Annotated in this window: 15 protein-coding genes; 10 read left to right on the top strand and 5 right to left on the bottom strand. The window is 71.0% G+C overall.

Annotated features, from left to right (window positions below; translation table 11 throughout):
* The first annotated feature begins 5 nt into the window (after positions 1 to 5).
* The 4 genes from HB662_RS17820 to HB662_RS17805 are packed head-to-tail and all read left to right on the top strand — an operon-like array spanning position 6 to position 3,222.
* Entirely contained in the window at positions 6 to 848 is an 843-nt protein-coding gene (locus HB662_RS17820; protein WP_168051168.1) for an ABC transporter permease, read from the top strand.
* Positions 841 to 1,614: an ATP-binding cassette domain-containing protein gene (locus tag HB662_RS17815; protein WP_168051167.1), complete on the top strand. Its 774-nt coding sequence runs from the start codon at positions 841 to 843 to the stop codon at positions 1,612 to 1,614. Before HB662_RS17820 ends, HB662_RS17815 begins: the two co-directional genes overlap by 8 nt.
* On the top strand, positions 1,614 to 2,489 hold the full coding sequence (locus tag HB662_RS17810; protein ID WP_168051166.1) for a polysaccharide deacetylase family protein: 876 nt from the start codon (positions 1,614 to 1,616) through the stop codon (positions 2,487 to 2,489). Before HB662_RS17815 ends, HB662_RS17810 begins: the two co-directional genes overlap by 1 nt.
* Before the next feature lie 7 nt (positions 2,490 to 2,496).
* A complete protein-coding gene (locus HB662_RS17805) occupies positions 2,497 to 3,222 on the top strand; it encodes an aspartate/glutamate racemase family protein (protein ID WP_168051165.1) in 726 nt (241 codons plus the stop codon).
* On the opposite strand, the gene HB662_RS17800 is transcribed toward HB662_RS17805, so the two are convergent.
* Complete coding sequence (locus HB662_RS17800) at positions 3,200 to 4,291, bottom strand: FAD-dependent oxidoreductase (protein WP_168051164.1); 1,092 nt, start codon at positions 4,289 to 4,291, stop codon at positions 3,200 to 3,202. The genes HB662_RS17805 and HB662_RS17800 overlap by 23 nt on opposite strands.
* Before the next feature lie 113 nt (positions 4,292 to 4,404).
* Here HB662_RS17800 and HB662_RS17795 point away from each other — a divergent pair, with 113 nt between their 5' ends.
* The 6 genes from HB662_RS17795 to HB662_RS17770 all read left to right on the top strand — a co-directional run bounded on the left by HB662_RS17795 (position 4,405) and on the right by HB662_RS17770 (position 9,781).
* Complete coding sequence (locus HB662_RS17795) at positions 4,405 to 5,868, top strand: N-acyl-D-amino-acid deacylase family protein (protein ID WP_168051163.1); 1,464 nt, start codon at positions 4,405 to 4,407, stop codon at positions 5,866 to 5,868.
* 30 nt (positions 5,869 to 5,898) lie between these two features.
* The gene (locus HB662_RS17790; protein WP_168051162.1) at positions 5,899 to 6,282 is read left to right on the top strand and encodes a VOC family protein; all 384 of its coding nucleotides are present in this window, start codon (positions 5,899 to 5,901) and stop codon (positions 6,280 to 6,282) included.
* A gap of 13 nt (positions 6,283 to 6,295) precedes the next feature.
* Complete coding sequence (locus HB662_RS17785) at positions 6,296 to 7,453, top strand: MFS transporter (RefSeq protein WP_168051161.1); 1,158 nt, start codon at positions 6,296 to 6,298, stop codon at positions 7,451 to 7,453.
* A 121-nt stretch (positions 7,454 to 7,574) separates the two neighbouring features.
* On the top strand, positions 7,575 to 8,396 hold the full coding sequence (locus HB662_RS17780) for a transporter substrate-binding domain-containing protein (protein WP_168051160.1): 822 nt from the start codon (positions 7,575 to 7,577) through the stop codon (positions 8,394 to 8,396).
* A gap of 10 nt (positions 8,397 to 8,406) precedes the next feature.
* Positions 8,407 to 9,075: an ABC transporter permease subunit gene (locus tag HB662_RS17775; protein WP_168051159.1), complete on the top strand. Its 669-nt coding sequence runs from the start codon at positions 8,407 to 8,409 to the stop codon at positions 9,073 to 9,075.
* Between the two features lies 1 nt (position 9,076).
* Complete coding sequence (locus HB662_RS17770; RefSeq protein WP_168051158.1) at positions 9,077 to 9,781, top strand: amino acid ABC transporter permease; 705 nt, start codon at positions 9,077 to 9,079, stop codon at positions 9,779 to 9,781.
* Here the strand turns inward: HB662_RS17770 and HB662_RS17765 are convergent.
* Genes HB662_RS17765 through HB662_RS17750 form a run of 4 tightly spaced genes read right to left on the bottom strand, consistent with a single transcriptional unit; the run spans position 9,762 to position 13,502 of the window.
* Complete coding sequence (locus HB662_RS17765; protein ID WP_209443350.1) at positions 9,762 to 10,685, bottom strand: dihydrodipicolinate synthase family protein; 924 nt, start codon at positions 10,683 to 10,685, stop codon at positions 9,762 to 9,764. The genes HB662_RS17770 and HB662_RS17765 overlap by 20 nt on opposite strands.
* A complete protein-coding gene (locus tag HB662_RS17760) occupies positions 10,682 to 11,782 on the bottom strand; it encodes an NAD(P)/FAD-dependent oxidoreductase (protein ID WP_168051157.1) in 1,101 nt (366 codons plus the stop codon). The genes HB662_RS17765 and HB662_RS17760 overlap by 4 nt, the downstream gene beginning before the upstream one ends.
* Positions 11,782 to 13,191: an FAD/NAD(P)-dependent oxidoreductase gene (locus HB662_RS17755; RefSeq protein WP_168051156.1), complete on the bottom strand. Its 1,410-nt coding sequence runs from the start codon at positions 13,189 to 13,191 to the stop codon at positions 11,782 to 11,784. The genes HB662_RS17760 and HB662_RS17755 overlap by 1 nt, the downstream gene beginning before the upstream one ends.
* Positions 13,188 to 13,502, bottom strand: coding sequence for a (2Fe-2S)-binding protein (locus tag HB662_RS17750; protein ID WP_245185710.1), 315 nt, complete (start codon positions 13,500 to 13,502; stop codon positions 13,188 to 13,190). The genes HB662_RS17755 and HB662_RS17750 overlap by 4 nt, the downstream gene beginning before the upstream one ends.
* Positions 13,503 to 13,560 lie beyond the last annotated feature (58 nt).

The following is a 13,560-nucleotide window of genomic DNA, read 5'->3' as shown; positions in this document are numbered from 1 at the left end:
GCACCATGTCGGACGTAAGCCTCTCACAGGTGACGGCAGCGCCGCCCCTACCGGCGCTGCGGCTGTGGCGGCGCGTCCGGCCGGTGCTGCTGTCCCTGATCGTGCCGCTGCTGCTGCTGTTCGGCTGGCATTGGGCGGTGGCGGCGGGAATGACGCGGCTGATCCCCTCGCCAGCCGAGGTCGCCGAATACATGGTGGACTTCGCGGTCGGCGGGATCTGGGACGATGCCTTCTCGGCCACGCTGCATATCCACCTGCTGGCCTCCGCCAGCCGGGTCTATGGCGGCTTCATCCTGGCGGCGCTGGTCGCCGTGCCGCTCGGCATCCTGATCGGCCGCGTCCCGCTGGTGCGGCAGCTGATGGACCCCTTCCTGCAATTGATGCGGCCGATCCCGGTCACCGCCTGGCTGCCGCTGTCGATGATCCTGTTCGGCCTTGGCACCCAATCCGCCTTCTTTCTCGTCTTCCTCGGCGCCTTCTACCCGATCCTGCTGAACACCATCCTTGGCGTGAAGAATGTGGAGCCGCGGCTGTTCGAGGCCGCCGCCATGCTCGGCTGCCGCGGCAATGCGCAGTTCTTCAAGGTGGTGCTGCCGGCCTCGCTGCCCTCCATCTTCACCGGGCTGCGGCTTGGCCTGGGGCTGGCCTGGTTCGTCATCGTGGTGGGGGAGATGACGGGCGTGCCGCAGGGCCTCGGCGCCGTCATCATGGATGGCCGCACGCTGTCGCGCACCGAGCTGGTCATCTGCGGCATGATCGTGATCGGCATCGCCGGCTTCCTCTCCGACCGCGCCGTGGTGATGCTGATGAACCGCCTCCTGCGATGGAGCCCGATGCACCGTGGCTGAGATCCCGATCCTCGACATCCAGGGCGTGGGCAAGACCTACATCCTGAACGACAGTCGCATCGAGGCGCTGCGCGACGCGAACCTCACCGTGCGCAAGGGGGAGTTCATCTGCCTGATCGGCGCCTCCGGCTGCGGCAAATCGACGCTGCTGCGGATCGTCGCGGGCTTCGAGAAACCGAGTGCCGGGCAGGCGCTGATGTGGGGCAAGCCGATCGACGGCCCGGCGCCGGATCGCGGCATGGTCTTCCAGGATTACGGCCTCTTCCCCTGGCTGACGGTGCGGGAGAATATCGGCTTCGGCCCCGCCAGCCGTGGCCGCCCGAAGGCGGAGGTGCGCGACACGGTCGAGCGTTTCATCGCCCTGATCGGCCTGGCCCGCTTCGCCGATGCCTATCCGCACCAGCTCTCCGGCGGCATGAAGCAGCGCGTCGCCATCGCCCGCGTGCTGGCGAATGACGCGGAGGTGGTGCTGATGGACGAGCCCTTCGGCGCCTTGGATGCGATGACGCGGGAGCGCCTGCAGGACGAACTTCTCGAGCTGTGGCAACGCACGGGGCTGACCGTGCTGTTCGTCACGCACAGCATCGAGGAGGCGATCTTCCTCTCCGACCGCGTCGTGGTGATGGAACCCGGCCCCGGCCGCATCGCCAGCGCGCATCAGGTGGAACTGCCGCGCCCACGCGACGTCGCCTCGCCGGAATTCAACGAGGTGCGGCGCGAACTCGGCGCGCGGCTGCATTCCCACCATGCGAAGAAGGCAGCCTGATGCGGCCCGAACAACGCCTGCGCTACTTCACCCCCGGCGACCGTCCGCCCAGCGCGCTGCCGAACGGCGCGAAGGTCGCGGTCTGGCCGGTGGTGAATGTCGAGAACTGGCTGATCGACAACCCGATGCCGCGCCAGGTGCTGGTGGCCCCGACCGGCGCGGCGCTGCTGCCGGACATCGCCAATTGGGGCTGGCACGAATACGGCATGCGCGTCGGCTTCTGGCGCTTCCTGGAGGCCTTCCAGAAGCGCGGTATCCGGCCGACGCTGTCCGTCAACGGCTCCGTCTGCACCGCCTATCCGCGCGTGGCGCAGGCGGCGCATGAGGCGGGGTGGGACTTCATGGGGCACGGCCATGTGCAGGTGCCGACCCACAAGGTGCCCGACCAGCGCGCGATGATCCGCCAGACCATCCAGGCGATCCAGGACTGCACCGGGGCGCCGCCGTTGGGTTGGCTCGGCCCGGGACTGACGGAGACGCTGGAGACGGCGGATCTGCTGGCCGAGGCCGGGCTGCGCTACTGCGCCGACTGGGTGGTGGATGACCTGCCCTGCCGGCTTGAGACGGCTCATGGCCCGCTCATCACCATGCCCTACAGCGTCGAGCTGAACGACATTCCCGTGGTGATGATCCAGCACCATGACGAACAGGAACTGCCCCGCCGCGCCCGGCTGCATGCGGCGCGGCTGCTGGCGGAGGCCGGGACGACGCCCCGCATCATGTGCATCGCCATCCACCCCTATATCACCGGCGTGCCGCACCGCATCGCGGCGCTGGAGGCGATGCTGGACGATCTGGCGGCGATGCCCGGCGTGGCCTTCCTGCAGGCACGCGACATCCTCGCGTGGTACGAGGGCAGCGGCGACCCGAACTGAGACCCGCATGAAGCTGCTGCTGATCAACGCCAATACCACGCAGGCCATCACGGACCGCCTGGTGGCCATCGCCCGCGGCCTGGCGCCGGCCGGCGTGACCGTCCAGGGCGCGACGGGCCGCTTCGGCGCCCGCTACATCGCCAGCCGCGCAAGCTCAGCCATCGCGGCCCACGCCGCGCTGGATGCCTATGCGGAACACGGCGCGGGGGCGGATGCCGTGCTGATCGGCTGCTTCGGCGACCCTGGCCTGGATGCGCTGCGCGAATTGGCGCCGGTGCCGGTGCTCGGCCTGGCGGACGCCGCCGCCACCGTCGCGCGGGGCCGCCGCTTCGGCGTGGTGACCGGCGGCGCGGCCTGGAAGCCGATGCTTGAGGAGTTCTTCGCCGGCCGTTGTTATGCGGCGCAGCTGGCAGGCATCCGCACCGTCGCCCCCACCGGTGGCGAGATCGCGCGCGACCCGGATGGCGCGCTGGCGCTGCTGGCGGAAAGCTGCCGGGCCTGCATGGAGCGGGACGGGGCGGAGGTGGTGATCCTGGGCGGTGCCGGCCTGGCCGGGCTGGCCTCGCGGCTTGCGGTGGGCGTGCCGGTGCTGTGCTCGGTGGAGGAGGGCGTGCGCGCCGCCTTCGCCGCCATCGGCCAGGGCGGCGCCGGGCTGATCCCGCATGGGGCGGTGGAGACCATGGGGCTGTCGCCGGCGCTGGCCGTTATGCTCAGTTCTGGTAGCGGGCTATGAATCGCCGGTCGATCCGGTCCTTCAGCCACCACACCCAGCGGCCGCCGAAGACGAACCCGTTGCGCGTGCCCAGCGCGCGCCCATCCGCCAGGGACAGCAGCCGCAGGTAGTCCTGCTGCGGCACATAGGGCTGCGGCGCCTCGCCCATCGCCACGGCCCGCAGATTGGCGGCCAGCACCGGCCCCTGCCGCACCGCGAAGACTCCGGCCTTGGGCAGCGGGTCGGGGAAGCTGGCCACGTCGCCGGCGGCGAAGATGGCGTCATGCCCCTCCGCGCGCAGGCAGGTATCCACCCGCAGGAAGCCGCGCGCATCCCGCGCCAGGCCGGTCTCCGCCAGCCAGGGCGCGGACGCCGCGCCGGTGGCCCAGATCACCGCCGTGGCGGGCAGCGGCGCGGCGTCCTCCATATGGACCAGGCCGTCCTCGACCCGCGCCACATTGTGCCCTTCCGTCAGCGCCACGCCATGCCGCAGCAGCGCCCGCGCCGCCCGGCGTCGCAGCCCGTCCGGAAACCCCGGCAGCAGGCCGGAGGCCCCCGCCACCAGCGTGACGGAGGCCGGCAGCCGCACCGCCAGGGCGCAGGCCACCTCGAACCCCGCCGCACCCCCGCCGACCACCACGATCCGCTGCCCGGCCTGCGCCGCCTCGGTAATCTCCCGCATCCGCGGCAGCAGCGCATCGATAGGCTTCAGCGGCAGCGCATGCGCCGCGGCGCCGGGCGTGCGGCTGGTATCGGGCGTGGCGCCAGTATCGATCGACAGCAGGTCCCACGCCAGATCCGCCCCACCGGCCCGGCGCACCTGCTTCGCCCGCGGGTCGATGCCCGTGCAGTGGTCCAGCAGCAGTTCCACCCCGCTGCGCGCCGTCAGCGCCGGCATGTCGATCAGCGCCTGCTCCGGCCGGTACAGCCCGGCGATGACGCCCGGCAGCATGCCGGAATAGGGCGACATCTCCTCCCGCGTCAGCAGCGTCACGCGCCAGCCGGACAGGGGGTTCTGGCCGAGCTGGCGCAGCACCTCGACATGGGCATGGCCACCGCCGAGCAGCAGCAGATGTCGGCGATCCGGCACGGGCGGCCTCCTCTGGCGTCGCCCCAGCATGCCCCGGATGGCGGTGGGGCGGGAGGGGTTCCGCCCCGCGCCATCCCCCGGCATGCTGCGCCCGGACCGAAGGACGCCCGCCCATGGCCTTCCGCTGCGACCTGATCCTGCGCGACGCCACGCTGGTGGACGGCACCGGCGCACCGCGCCGCCGCGGCGATGTGGCGGTGCGCGGCGACCGCATCGCCGCGATCGGCGACCTCTCCGGCCTGGCCGCGGACCGGGAGGTAATGGCCGAGGGCCGCGTCCTCGCGCCCGGCTTCATCGATGCGCATTCGCATGACGACCAGGCGGTGCTCTGCGGCCCGGCCTGCATGCTGTGCAAGACCAGCCAGGGCGTCACCACGGTGGTGGTCGGCAATTGCGGCATCAGCCTGGCCCCGGTGCCCATGGCGGAACGCCCGCCCGCGCCGATGGACGGCATCTGCGCCCCCGAATGGTGGATTTTCGACAGTTTCGCCGCCTACGCCGACCGCCTCCGCACCACGCCGTCTTCCGTCAACACGCTCGCCCTGATCGGCCACATGTCGCTCCGCATCGGCGCCATGGGCCGCGACACCGGCCGCCCGGCGACGGACCGGGAGGCGGAGCGGATGCGCCGGCAACTCGCCCAGGCGCTGTCCGAAGGCGCCGCGGGCTTCTCCACCGGCCTGTTCTACCCGCCCAGCAAGGCCGCGCCGACCGATGAGGTGATCGCGGTGGCGGAGGCGCTGCGCGAACATGGCGGCCTGTATGTCACCCATATGCGCGACGAGGCCGACCATGTGCTCGACAGCATCGAGGAGACGCTGCGCATCGGCCGCGCGGTCGGCGCGCCGGTCATCATCAGCCACCACAAATGCGCCCAGCCGGAAAATCACGGCCGCTCCGCCGAGAGCCTGGCGCTGATCGAACGCCACGCGGCGGACTACCCCCTGGCCTTCGATGTCTATCCCTACACCGCCTCCTCCACCTCCCTCGCCGCGCGGGTGCCGCGGGCGGATGTGCCGGTGACGGTCACCTATTCCGTGCCGCACCCCGAGATGGCCGGCCGGGCGCTGGCGGAGATCGCCGCCGAATGGGGCGTGGACCTGGCCGAGGCGGCGCGGCGCCTGGCCCCCGGCGGCGGCGTCTTCCACAACATGGCGGAGGCCGATGTGCGCCGCATCCTGGCGCATCCGCTGTCCATGGTCGGCAGCGATGGCGGGCCGCTGGCGCCGCACCCGCATCCGCGGCTCTGGGGCACCTTCCCGCGCGTGCTCGGCCATTACAGCCGCGACCTCGGCCTGTTCCCGCTGGAGACGGCGGTGCACAAGATGACCGGCCGCACGGCGGCGATCTTCGGCATCCCGGACCGCGGCGTGCTGCGCGAAGGCGCCTTCGCCGACCTGGTGCTGTTCGACGCCGCCAAGGTGCGCGACCGCGCCAGCTTCGCCGAACCGCGCCAGGTGGCGGAGGGCATCCTGGAGACCTGGGTGAACGGCCAATCCGTCTATACCCAGTCCGGCGGCGCCAGCGAGACGCCCGCCGGGCGCCTGCTGCACCGCCAGGCGCCAGAGACTGTTTGAGCAACGACCCGGAATGGGTGAGAAGGACGCATGAACACCTATCGCTTCGACCATATCCACCTGCGCAGCCCGGACCCGGAGGCGACGGCCGCCTTCTATGTCTCGGCCTTCGGCGCCGAGATCCGCCAGCGCGTGATGCCGGGCGGCAAGCTGCGGGTGATCCTGGACCTCGCCTCCGTGCCGCTGTTCATCGAGGAGGTGCCGGCCGACACCGCCGCCCCGCCGGCGCCGCCCTTCCTGGGGCTGGAGCATGTGGGCCTCGGCGTCGATGACCTGGATTGGGCGCTGGCCGACCTGAAGGCCAAGGGCGTGCCCCTGATCTCCGGCCCCACCGAGGCCCGCCCGGGCGTCCGCATCGCCTTTCTGCAGGCGCCGGATGGCGTCCGCGTGGAGCTGATCGAGCGCCGCGGCTGAATCAGTCGCGCCGATGACGCCTTGGGCCCCCCATTGGGCCCCCGTCGCCGCCATGCTGGCCGGCGGCGTGCTGGGGGCGGCGCAGATCGGCAAGGTGCCGGCGGCGATGACGACCATCGGCGCCGAATTCGGCCTCGGCCTGGCGGGTGCCGCGCTGCTTGTTTCGCTCTTCGCGCTGATGGCGGCGGCGGGCGGCTTGGGCATCGGCCTGGCCGTAGCGCGGATCGGCCCGCGCCGGGCGTTGCTGGCCGGGCTGTGGCTGGGCGCCGCGGCGGCGGTGGCCGCGGCCCTGGCCCCCAGCACGCCATTGCTGCTGCTGGCGCGCGTGGCGGAAGGTGCGGGCTTCCTGCTGCTGGTGGTCGCGGCACCCGGCCTGATTTCCGCCAGCGTCGCGCCGCGGGATCGCGGCCTCGCCATGGGGCTGTGGGGCACCTATATGCCGGCCGGCATCGCGCTCGGCCTGTTGAGCGCGCCGCTGGTGGAAGCGCAGGGCTGGCGCTTCGCCTGGATGGTCCTGGCGCTGGCCTTGGGACTGGCGGCGCTGGTCTGCTGGCGCCTGGTGCCGCGCACCACGGTGGCGCAGGCGCCACCCGCCGCGCCCATTGCGGCGCAGCTGCGCGCCCTGGCCGCCGCGCGCCGGCCGCTGCGCATCGCCAGCGCCTTCGCCACCTACAACATCATGTATTTCGGCATCGCCGCCTTCCTTCCGGCGCGGCTGGAGGCGCTCGGCTCCGGAACCGGCGGGGCAGGGGCCGCGGCGGCGCTGGCGGCCTTGGCCAATGCCGGCGGCAACCTCGCGGCCGGGCTGCTGATGCGCCGGGGCGTGGCGGCGGAGAGGCTGGTCGTGGCGGGCGCGCTCGGCATGGCGGTGATGGCGGCCGGCGTCTACCTGGTGCCGCATCCCGGCGCGGTGGTGGTGCTGGCCGTGCTGGCCTGCGGCATCGGCGGGCTGCTGCCGGCGGCCTGTTTCGCCTTGCTGCCGCGCGCCGTGCCGGACCCGGCGCTGGTGGCGCCGGCGGTGGGGCTGGTGATCCAGGGCAATAACCTGGCACAGCTTCTGGCGCCGCCGCTGATCGGCGCGCTGGCGGCGCAATCCTGGGCATTGGCCTCCCTGCCGCTGCTGGTGGCGGGGCTGCTCGCGACTTTGGCAGGACGCTCCCTCTCACGCTGAATTCGGGTGTGTTGCGGCCTTGTGGCGGCGCGCATCGGCGGCCAAGCTGCATCCCACGCGGCCGATCAAGTGCCGCATCCAGGGACTGCCTCGCGCCAACCGATTCGAAGGGAGCGTATACATGCCAAGCCATCTCGATCGCCGCCACCTGCTCGGCCTCGCCGCCGCCGCGCTGCCGCTGCTGGGCAACACGGCCCAGGCGCGGCCGCTGGACCAGGTGCTGTCCACCAAGCGCCTGCGCGCCGGCATCAACCCGACGCTGCCGCCGATGGGCCTGTTCAACGAGCGCAACCAGATCGACGGCTTCGACGCCGACATCGCGCGCGAGATCGCCAAGCGGATGAATGTCGAACTGGAGATCGTGCAGGTCGGCAGCCCGGACCGCATTCCCTTCCTGCAATCCGACCGCATCGACATCGTGCTGGGCTCCATCACCCGCACGGTGGAGCGCGCGCTGGTCATCGACTACACGATGCCGCTGCATACGCAGTCCATGGTGGTGCTGACCAAGGCGAGCGGCACCGCGGTGCCGATCAACACGCCGGCGGACCTCAACAACCGCGCGGTGCGGCTGGTGCAGGTGCGCGGCACGGTGGGCGTGCCCTGGATCCAGGCCAATGCCGCGCAGGCGCAGGTGACGCTGCTGGACAACTACCCGGATTGCTTCCGCGCCCTGGCGCAGGGCCGCGCCGATGCCATGGTCGATGTGGCGGAATCGGTCGTCATCCCGATGCGGAACTTCCCCGTGCAGTGGAAGATTCTGGACGAGGTGCTGGCCAGCTTCTGGGTCGGCATCGGCGTGCAGAAGGGCAATACCATGCTGAAGGACGTGCTGAACGTCATTCTGTTCGAGATGCACCGCAGCGGATTCGTCAACACCACCTGGCAGAAGTACTTCGGCGTGCCGATGACGACGCCGATCCCCTTCAACCCGATGTTCTGAAGCGGCCCGCGTGCAGCTTCAATACGGGCAGGTCTGGCACTACCTGCCCGACTTCCTGCTGGGCGCGGCAACCGCGCTGTGGATCGCCGGCGTCGCTTTCGCCGGCGGGCTGCTGATCGGCCTGGCCGGCGCGGCGGCGCTGGTCTACTCCGCCTGGCCGCTGCGCGCGCTGGTCACCGCCTATGTGCGGTTCTTCACCTACACCCCGCAGCTGGTGCAGATCTTCTTCCTGTTCTTCGCGCTGCCGGAGCTCGGCATCATCCTGTCGCCCGTCGCGGCCGTGCTGATCGGCATGACGTTGAATGCCGGCGCCTACCTGACCGAGATCGAACGCGCCGGCTTCGCCAGCGTGCCGCGGGCGGAGCTGGAGGCGGCGGAGACGCTCGGCTTCGGCCGCGTGCAGACGGTGTGGTATGTGATCGCGCCGCATGTCATCCGCGCGCTCTATCCGGCGCTGTCCAGCCACTACATCATCATGACGCTCGGCACTTCCATGGCCGCGATCTTCGGGGTGGAGGAACTGACCGGCCGTGCGCTGAACGCCAATGCCATCTCCTTCCGCTCGGTCGAGATTTTCTCGATTGTCGCGGTGATCTATGTCGCGCTGACGGTGGTGGCCTCCGCGCTGCTGTGGCTGGTCGGCCGCTGGCTGTTCCGGGTGAAGGCCAAGGTGTTCTGAGATGAATGCCTGGGACATGCTGCTGGCCGAGGCGCCGCGCTTCTACACCTGGTGGAACCTGCGCTTCCTGGCGATCGCGGTGGGCAATACACTGGTGGCCGCGGTCGCCGGCTGCGGCATCGGCTATGCCATCGGCTTCCTGCTGGCGGTGCTGCGCCTGCCGCAGATCAATCCCTTCGCGCCGCTACGCGCGGCCTGCATCCTGTGGGTGGAGGTGTTCCGCCGCATCCCCTTCCTGGTGCTGCTGCTGCTGGTGTTCTTCCTCTCGCAATTCGCGAAGCTGGAGGCGCCGCTCTGGTCCATCGCCGTCACCGCCGTGGCGCTGCGTATGTCGGCGCTGGCCGCGGAGAATGTGCGGGCAGGGTTCGAGACGGTGCGGCGGACGCAGTGGGAAGCCGCCCAGACCATGAACCTGCCGGGCCTGACCACGCTGCGCCGCGTGGTGCTGCCGCAGAGCTGGCGGGTGATCCTGCCGCCCTCGATCGTGCATGTGCTGTCGATGGTGAAGGAGACCTCGCTGGTCAGTCAGATCGGCTTCATCGAGATCACATTCGCGGCGAAGATGCTGACGCAGCGCGGCTTCTCCGCGCTGATTACCTACGGCACCGCGCTGGTGCTGTACTTCCTCATCAGCTGGGCGCTGGCCAATCTCGGCCGCTGGGCGGAACGGCGGCTGACGCTGCGCCCTACAACCCAGATTCCCTGAGCGCCGCGCGCAGCATCGCCGCCTCCGCGGCCTCCACCGGCGGCTGCGGCAGGCGGACCGTCGCATCCGGGATCACGCCCATCTCGCGCAGGCAGAATTTCAGCCGCGCCGTGGCGCGCCCGCCGGGTGGTGAGCCGTAGATCGCCTCCGCCAGCGGCTCCAGCTTCTCATGCAGCGCACGCGCCGCGGGCAGGTCGTTCGCGCGCACCGCGGCATCCAGCGCCACGATCTCATCCGGCAGGATATCGGCCAGCGAGACCAGGCTGCCGTCCGAGCCATGCACGTAGCAGGCGAACAGATGCTCATCGCCGGAGGCGCAGACGGCGACATCCGGCCGCTTCGCGCGCACGCGGCGGCGGACATCGTCGTAGCTGTCCACCTCCCAGCCGCCTTCCTTGATGCCGACCACCTCCGGGATATCGAGCAGCGCCTCCAGCGTCTCCGCGGTGAAAGCCATGCGGCCGGCGGCGTGATGCGCCTGGAACAGGAACATCGGCATTCCGGGCACGGCGTCGGCCACCGCGCGATGATGCAGCACGGACATGGCGGTGGTGTGAGCGAGCGCGAAGCTGTTGGGCAGGAAGACCATCACCGCATCGGCGCCGGCCATCTTGGCGTCCCGCGCTTCCTCCGCCGCCTCCAGGCTGCTTTCGGCATTGACGCCGGCGACAACGAGGCGGCTTGCGCCGACGGTGGCCACCGTCACTTCGACGGCGCGCCGCTTCTCCTCGCGCGATATGCAGAAATTCTCGCCGGCATGGCCGTTGATCAGCACGCCCGCCATGCCGTCGCGCAGCACGCAATGTGCCGTATGCCGGGCGTAGCTCTCCCAATCCACGCTGTAGTCGCTGCGCATCGGCAGTACGGTGGAGGGATAGATCCCGTGGAATGATTGGGGCTTCACGCCGCCTTCTCCTGCGCAAGCAAACGGTCGATGGGAAACAGCGGCAGTTCCGGCGCCCGGCCGCAGATGGCCTGGGCCAGCAGCTTCCCGAGATAGGGCCCGCTGGTATAGCCGGAATGCACGCTGCCGATGATCCAGGCATCCTCGATGCCGGGGATGGGCCCGATGGCCGGCAGTGCATCCGCCGTCTCGGCCTCCAGCCCCAGCCAGGCGCGCAGCACCCGCGCTTCGCGCAGCGCCGGCACGGCATGGGCGGCCAGCCGCACATTGCCGAGGAAGCTCTCCGGTTTCACCGCCAGCCCGCCCCGCACGCGGTCGCCGATGCCCTGCCAGCCGCCGCCGATCAGCACGGAGCCATTGGCATATTGCTTCAACGACAACAGGCCGGAGGCGACGCCGAGCACCGTGCGCATCACCGGCGCCATGCGTTCCGTCACCACAAGCTGGTTGACCAGCACCTTGATCGGCAGCGTCACGCCGAGCCAGGCCGCCATGTCCTGCAGCCACACGCCGCCCGCCAGCACGATGCGCTTCGCCTGCACCTCACCCGCCAGCGTATCCAGCACGAAGCCGGCTGCGATGCCGCGCACCGCGCAATTCTCCCGCAGCTCCACGCCGGCATTCAGCAGCGCCGGCCGGAAGGCCCGTCCCGTGAGATAGGCACTCGTAAAACCGTCGATGGGGCAATGCCCGGCCGCGATCACGCCCCCTGACAGCCTTGGCTCGATCTCCTGCGCCCGCGCCGGCGTCACCAGCTCGATCGGCGCCCCAGCCTGCCGCCGAAAATGCGCGCGTTCCTCCAGCATCGCCGCCTCATGCTCGGTGAAGGCGACGGAGAGGCCCGGGCAGGCGGTGGCGAGCACATGGCCGCCATTGCACCATTCCGGCATGCGCAGCCACATCTCATGCGCCCGCAGCGCATAGGGGATCAGCGCCGCGCGCGTCATCTGCATGGTCAGCGTGCCGGCATTGACGCCGGAGGCCTCGCGACAGATCGCGCCGCGATCCAGCAGCACCACCTTCATGCCGGCGCGCGCCAGGAACAGCGCCGTGGAGCATCCCATCACGCCCGCGCCGATGATCGCGACATCGAACATCAGATCGGCGCCGCATTGGGCACGGGGATATCGGCATAGTCGAAATCGCCGAGCAGCGCGTCCATCGCCACCGGCCGCAGCGGCAGGCGCCCGGTGGCGAAGCCGGCGCGCTCACGCCCGCCGCAATGCATGGCCACCAGTTCCGCCGCCGTCTCGCCGCAGAGCCGGCCCTGGCAGGGCCCCATGCCGCAGCGGGTGAACTGCTTCATCTGGTTCATGTCGCCGGCACCATCAGCGCAGGCGGCATCGATCTCCGCGCGTGTCACGCCCTCGCAGCGGCACACCACCGTCTCCGGCGGAATCGCCTGCACCAGCTCCGGCCGCAACGCCATCATCCGCGCCATGGCGCCACCCGCCCTGGCCGCGCGCGCCAGATCCCGTGCCGGCGCGGCGCGTGCCGCGGCATGGTCCGGCAGCATGCCGAGGTCGTGCAGTGCCGCCAGCGCGGCGAGGCGACCGGAGGCCGGCGCCGCCGCCGCGCCACGCACACCGGCGCCATCACCGGCCGCGTAGAGGAAGGGCACGGAGCAACGCTGATCCGCATCCAGCACCGGCACCCAGCCGCCTTCCGCTGCGGCGTAGCGATGTGCGGCGCGAAACGCGCGGGTGGCTTCCGTCGCCGGCACCAGGCCGTGGCCGACGCATAGCGCGTCGCAATCGATCCATGTGTCGCCGACCCGCGCGCGTTCCAGCACCTCTCCACCCGCCGCCGCGCTGACCTGCGCACCGGCCATCACGCGAATGCCACGCGCCAGCAGCTTCGCGCGCCACGCCACGCCACGCGCCAGCAGATCGGGCCGCGCCGCCAGCGCGGGCAGGGCGCGCACCCATTCACGGCTGTGCGCCAGATCCACCACCGCCGCGACCTCGGCACCCGCCTTCAACAACTTCGCCGCCACCGCGTAGAGCAGCGGCCCCGCACCCGCCACCACCACGCGCCGCCCCGGCAGCACACCATGCGCCTTCAACAGGATGGTCGCCGCCGCCAGGCCGAGCACGCCGGGCAGCGTCCAGCCAGGAAAGGCGATGATGCGTTCATGCGTGCCGGTGCAGAGCACCAGCGCGCGCGCCTCCACCGCGAAGCTCTGCCCATCCGGTGCCAGCGCGTCCAGGCGGAACGGCGCGGCCGCCATGCCCTGTGGCACCAGCGGTCCGCCGCCGACGCCCCAGACGCGGCAACCGGGGCGGATCTCCGCCCCCGATTGCCGCAGCGCCGCGCGCAGCGCGTCACCGACACGGCTATCGGCATCGGCCGGCACCACGAAGCCCGTGGGTGGCGCGCGATACACCTGCCCGCCCGGCGCCGCGCTCTCCTCCAGCAGCACCACGCGCGCGCCGCGGCGTGCCGCTTCCGTCGCCGCGGCCATGCCGGCAGGCCCGCCGCCCAGCACGGCGATGTCGTGCATCATGCCGCCGTCACCACCATGCCGGCGCGGATCGGCGTGATGCAGGCCTGTGCCAGCCGGCCATCCACACGCAGCAGGCATTGCTGGCACACGCCCATCATGCAGAGCGCCACGCGCGGCCGCGCCGCATCCTGCCCTTCGCCAAGGCGTCGTATACCGCATGCGATCAATGCCGCAGCGAGGTTCTCGCCTTCTGGCGCGGAAAGCGACGTGCCTTCAAAGCTGAAGGTCACGTCGGCGGGGCGCGAAATGCCTGCGATGCGGAGGGTGTGTGCCACATCTTTCATCCTATCGTGCTTCGCGATCACGTCCATGCCCGCAATGTTGCTTGACGGCACGATGGTTACGCAAAGACACTTGCCTGCAACAGAC

The sequence above is a fragment of the Falsiroseomonas frigidaquae genome (genome assembly GCF_012163145.1).
Taxonomy (GTDB): domain Bacteria; phylum Pseudomonadota; class Alphaproteobacteria; order Acetobacterales; family Acetobacteraceae; genus Falsiroseomonas; species Falsiroseomonas frigidaquae.
The sequence above is the reverse complement of the archived record's forward strand: the minus strand, read 5'-3'. Positions and strand labels throughout refer to the sequence as shown.